A 4,455-nucleotide genomic window follows, 5' to 3' on the forward strand; every position below is an offset into this window, starting at 1 on the left:
GCTGCCAGCTCGTCATTCCGGACAATGTCAAAGACTTTGATCTTCACATCCAGATGCTGGAGCAGTGCAAGAACCTTTGTCCCGATCATGCCTAGAGAAACAAGCCCGACAGTACTGCCGAAACAACCGGCAATAGCTTCAGGTTCGGACCGCTCACGTTCCCATCTGTGATTTTCATGACTGATCCTTGTAAAATATAAGGCCTTCTTTAAGGCAAGAATGATCTGTGCAAATGTAAACTCTGCGACAGGAACAGCATTAGCGGCATAGGCTGTAGTCACGGGAATATCAGAGTCCAGCAGGGCATCGCTCATAAAACCACGAACCGTTCCTGCTCCATAAAAAATGGCTTTCAGATTCTTGGCTATTCTGAGGCACCCCTCATCTACGGGACACATACCCCAGCCGGAGAAAATGAAATCAACCTTCTCAAGCAAATACGGCCGGGACAAAGCCTCGTCTCCGCTCATCGGGGGGTGCAGAAGTTCAGTCATATCCCGGATCTGCCTAAGCTGCTCCGGACCGAAGATATGATTGACCTGTCTGGGGTCCATGAGTATGATTGAATTAGGTTTCATTCAGGGCTCCCATTGCTACCAAAGCTGATTTGCAGCTTTGGTGATTTCTTTATTAAGGCCGAAGGGTTTGTTGCATTCAATAATATCATATGCATAAACTCGGAGCAACTCGGAATTCACTGAAAGAAGGATGGATTCTCAACTGAAAAATTCAGATCAATCCGTCACTCTTCAACTGCTCAACATGATCCAGAATAGTACTCTTTAGAGGAGTGTAGACAAGCTTCAGATCTTGAATGCTCCGGCGGTTGTCCGCGGCCAGGGGATATCCGATATTATCTTTCGCAAACTGCCGGGTAAACCCGATGGTAGGAGCAATCAACCAGACCAGCCATTTGGGAACAAGATTCTTGGGTACCTTATATGCACCCATATGAGCGGCCTCAATGACTTTCCCGATGGAAAGGAGATTGCCGCTTTCATTGGCTATGATATACCGCCCGTTGGCACTTTCTGTAAAAGCGGCAGAGATGTGTCCTCTGGAAATATCTCTGACATCGGAGAATATAAATCTGAGATCCGGGGCTCCCGATTTTATTTCACCCCGGAGTATTCTCAAAAGAGTGCCTATGCTGGTTGAATCAATTCTTTTAGTCTGGGACGGTCCTAAAACAAAGCCGGGATGAATAGTGACAAGATCCCACTCAGCCTGTTTTTTTACCATTTCCCAGGCGGCCTTTTCGGCTTCAGTCTTGGAATAACTATAGGCATTCCGCTTTAACGAACTGCTTTCATTCCAGATTGTTTCATCCAGGGATGCTAATCCCCTATCATTCATTTCTCTGGAATCACCATATATGGCGGCAATGCTGCTGGTTAAAACGACCCTCTTAACCGATGCCGATCGATTGACAGCTTCCAGTACATTTTTAGTACCCTTTACAGCCGGGTCTACCAGGTTCTTCTGAGGGTCTCCCCCATCATCCAGAAAAAAAGGAGAGGCCGTATGCATAACATAATCTGCACCTTTGACAGCAGCATCAAAAGAACCAGGTGACAATAAATCCGCTTCAAAAACAGACAATTCCCCTTCAGTTTTACCTTCAAGATCTAAAAGGTGCTGATATTTCAGGAAGTCAGATTTATTCCTGACTGTGATGCGGACCTTATGTCCTTCCTGTAACAGGTCGCTTACAATCCAGGATGCGATATAACCTGTTCCCCCTGTAACCGTGATTACTGACTTATCCATGACTCTATCCTCTTTATTCTATTAGTTTATACTTACAAACTTAGCGATTTCAATATCAATAGACAACAAAAAAATGGGAACCCCAATCGGTAAATCAATTAAGGACTGCTGTTTTTCTGCAGTTCAACCAGGAGTGCCAGGGCTTCCTCTCTTCAGAAATATTCATTTACTTGACAAAGCATTCATATATCCATATATATAGTTAATATCATACGAAAAGAGGACATCATGAATTTAAATATAGTATTTATAGCAATAGGAGCCTTTATACTCTATAGGGCCCTGTATCCACTCATCAGCGGCCAGCTATCCTATAAAGCCTTCAAAGAACTGCTTGATGGAGATCAGCCTCCCCTTATTCTGGATGTGAGAACATCTTCTGAGTATAAAGGCGGACATATCAAAGGGGCCATTAATGTCTCACATGAGAAATTGCCCAAAGGCCTGGGAAAAAAAATATTAAATAAAAGCAATGCCATTGTCGTGTACTGTCAGAGCGGCAGCCGTTCCGGCGCTGCACTGCGATCATTGAAAGGTGCCGGATACAGCAATGTAAAAAACTTCGGTGCCATATCAAGGTGGAAAGAATCTCTGGTCAGATAAATCATTTTCAAATCAATTGACCCATGTGTTGAAAAAAACAACCTCTGCTAATGGCTTTCTCGCTCTGACACTTTTTTCCAATTCCCGGTGTTTGTCATTCAGCCCCGAATCCTCACCTGGATAAGCGAGGATGATCATAATTCTATTTACAGTTTTCATCCCTCTCCTTATACTATTCCCAACGAAATTAACATTACTGGAGAAACCTTTGAAAAAAGTAATAAGTCTATTATTAATGACAATCTGTGCCGGCCTGCTTTTTGCCGGTGGAACCAAGGAAATGACTGAGGGAGATAACTCTCTGAAATATATACAGGACAAGGGTGTTCTGGTCCTGGGACTGGATGACAGCTTCCCTCCCATGGGATTCCGGGATGAGAATGGAGATGTAGCAGGATTCGACATCGATCTTGCCAAAGAGGTAGCATCCAGAATGGGTGTGAAACTGGAAATGCAGCCCATTGACTGGGATGCAAAAATTCTGGATTTAAACAGCAAAGACATTGATGTCATCTGGAATGGATTGACCATTACGGATGAAAGAAAGGGTAAAATTGAATTCTCAAAACCCTATATTGCCAACAGACAGATCGTTATAGTTCAAAAAGCTTCAGGTATTACTACCAAAGCTGATCTGGATGGGAAAACAGTAGGAATCCAGCTGAGCAGCAGTGCTGACGATGCCGTGAACGGAGACCCCGCAACTGTGGCGACTCTGAAAGAAATCGTAAAGTATCAGGACAATGTTCAAGCCCTTATGGATCTTGAAACAGGACGCATCGATGCGGTTGTTGTCGATGAGATTCTCGGCCGTTATTACATTTCAAAGAAACCTGGAGTTTACGCTGTAGCTTCTGAAGACTTTGGTGCCGAAGAATACGGTATCGGATTCCGTAAGGATGAAGTGGCCTTTGTAGCTGAAGTAGACAGGATTATGGACGAAATGGCCAAAGACGGAACTGCCGCTTCCATATCCAAAAAATGGTTTGCTGAAGACATTCTTTTAGCTCGTTAATGGAATATCTTTTAGATTCAACACAGTACATCCTGCAGGGTTGTACTGTGACTCTTAAACTCTTTGCCATCACACTGATCCTCTCTATACCTCTGGGTTTCAGCTGTGCCATGGCAAAGACCTCACACATCAAGGCATTACGGGTTCTAATGGAGCTATATACTTCGGTTGTGAGGGGGACTCCCCTGCTTCTGCAGATATTCTTTGTCTACTATGGTCTTCCCATTCTGATGCCCGGATTACGGCTCGAACGTTTTACTGCGGCGGCTCTGACCTTTATACTCAACTATGGTGCCTACTTTACAGAGATTTTCCGCGGGGGAATCCAGTCCATAGACAAAGGGCAGTACGAAGCCTCCCGGGTTCTGGGTATGAATTACACCCAGACCATGATCCGGGTCATCCTTCCCCAGACAGTCAAAAGAGTGCTGCCTCCGGTGGCCAATGAAGCCATAACACTGGTCAAGGACACGGCTCTGATTGTTGTGTTGGGAATCGGTGATATACTCCGCAACTCGAAAGAGATTGTCGCCCGTGACTTTACCATCAGCCCCTTTGTGATTGCAGCCTGTGTCTATCTGATCATGAACTATGGCGTTGTACTCTTCTTTAAGAAACTGGAGCAGAAATATGCCGTCTATGAATAAGGATCAGACCATGATAGAGGTTCGAGGTCTCTGCAAATCCTTTGGTTCCCTTGAAGTACTCAAGGAGGTGGACCTGAGAGTAGAGAAAGGAGAGATCTTTTCCATTATTGGCCCCTCGGGCTCGGGAAAGAGTACCCTCTTGAGAACCTTGATCCACCTTGAAAAAGCCTCCGCCGGCAGCATCAGAATAGAAGGAAAGGAAATCCTCAGTGAAGACGGTGTGATTGTTCATGAAGGAAAAATCAGACAGCGCTGCCGTAAATTGGGGATGGTGTTCCAGAATTTCAACCTTTTCCCCCATAAGACCGCATTAGAAAATGTGATGGAAGGTCCTTTGACCGTGTTGAAGGTCACAAAGGCTGAGGCTCTTAGAAATGGGGAAGCCCTCCTGGCCAAGGTCGGTCTGACCGATCAGCGTGA

General features: G+C 45.1%; 7 protein-coding genes. 4 read left to right on the forward strand and 3 right to left on the reverse strand.

Annotated elements, in window-relative coordinates; genetic code table 11:
- A partial coding sequence (locus PF479_RS11480) for an NAD(P)-dependent oxidoreductase (protein ID WP_298006526.1) occupies nucleotides 1–578 on the reverse strand: 578 nt, incomplete at its 3' end.
- Nucleotides 579–729: 151 nt separating this feature from the next.
- The gene (locus PF479_RS11485; protein ID WP_298006529.1) at nucleotides 730–1,770 is read right to left on the reverse strand and encodes an NAD-dependent epimerase/dehydratase family protein; all 1,041 of its coding nucleotides are present in this window, start codon (nucleotides 1,768–1,770) and stop codon (nucleotides 730–732) included.
- Between the two features lie 228 nt (nucleotides 1,771–1,998).
- Between PF479_RS11485 and PF479_RS11490 the strand changes: the two genes are divergently transcribed.
- The gene (locus PF479_RS11490) at nucleotides 1,999–2,373 is read left to right on the forward strand and encodes a rhodanese-like domain-containing protein (RefSeq protein ID WP_298006532.1); all 375 of its coding nucleotides are present in this window, start codon (nucleotides 1,999–2,001) and stop codon (nucleotides 2,371–2,373) included.
- Between the two features lie 12 nt (nucleotides 2,374–2,385).
- On the opposite strand, the gene PF479_RS11495 is transcribed toward PF479_RS11490, so the two are convergent.
- Nucleotides 2,386–2,532, reverse strand: coding sequence for a hypothetical protein (locus tag PF479_RS11495; protein ID WP_298006535.1), 147 nt, complete (start codon nucleotides 2,530–2,532; stop codon nucleotides 2,386–2,388).
- A 49-nt stretch (nucleotides 2,533–2,581) separates the two neighbouring features.
- On the opposite strand from PF479_RS11495, the gene PF479_RS11500 reads away from it, so the two are divergent.
- The 3 genes from PF479_RS11500 to PF479_RS11510 form a co-directional block, all read left to right on the forward strand.
- Complete coding sequence (locus PF479_RS11500; protein WP_298006538.1) at nucleotides 2,582–3,388, forward strand: amino acid ABC transporter substrate-binding protein; 807 nt, start codon at nucleotides 2,582–2,584, stop codon at nucleotides 3,386–3,388.
- Nucleotides 3,388–4,035 (forward strand): amino acid ABC transporter permease, encoded by a 648-nt coding sequence (locus PF479_RS11505; protein ID WP_298006541.1) that lies wholly within the window; start codon nucleotides 3,388–3,390, stop codon nucleotides 4,033–4,035. The genes PF479_RS11500 and PF479_RS11505 overlap by 1 nt, the downstream gene beginning before the upstream one ends.
- A partial coding sequence (locus tag PF479_RS11510) for an ATP-binding cassette domain-containing protein (protein WP_298006544.1) occupies nucleotides 4,028–4,455 on the forward strand: 428 nt, incomplete at its 3' end. The genes PF479_RS11505 and PF479_RS11510, both read left to right, overlap by 8 nt.

The sequence above is a fragment of the Oceanispirochaeta sp. genome, from assembly GCF_027859075.1.
In the GTDB taxonomy this organism is placed as follows: Bacteria; Spirochaetota; Spirochaetia; order DSM-2461; family DSM-2461; genus Oceanispirochaeta.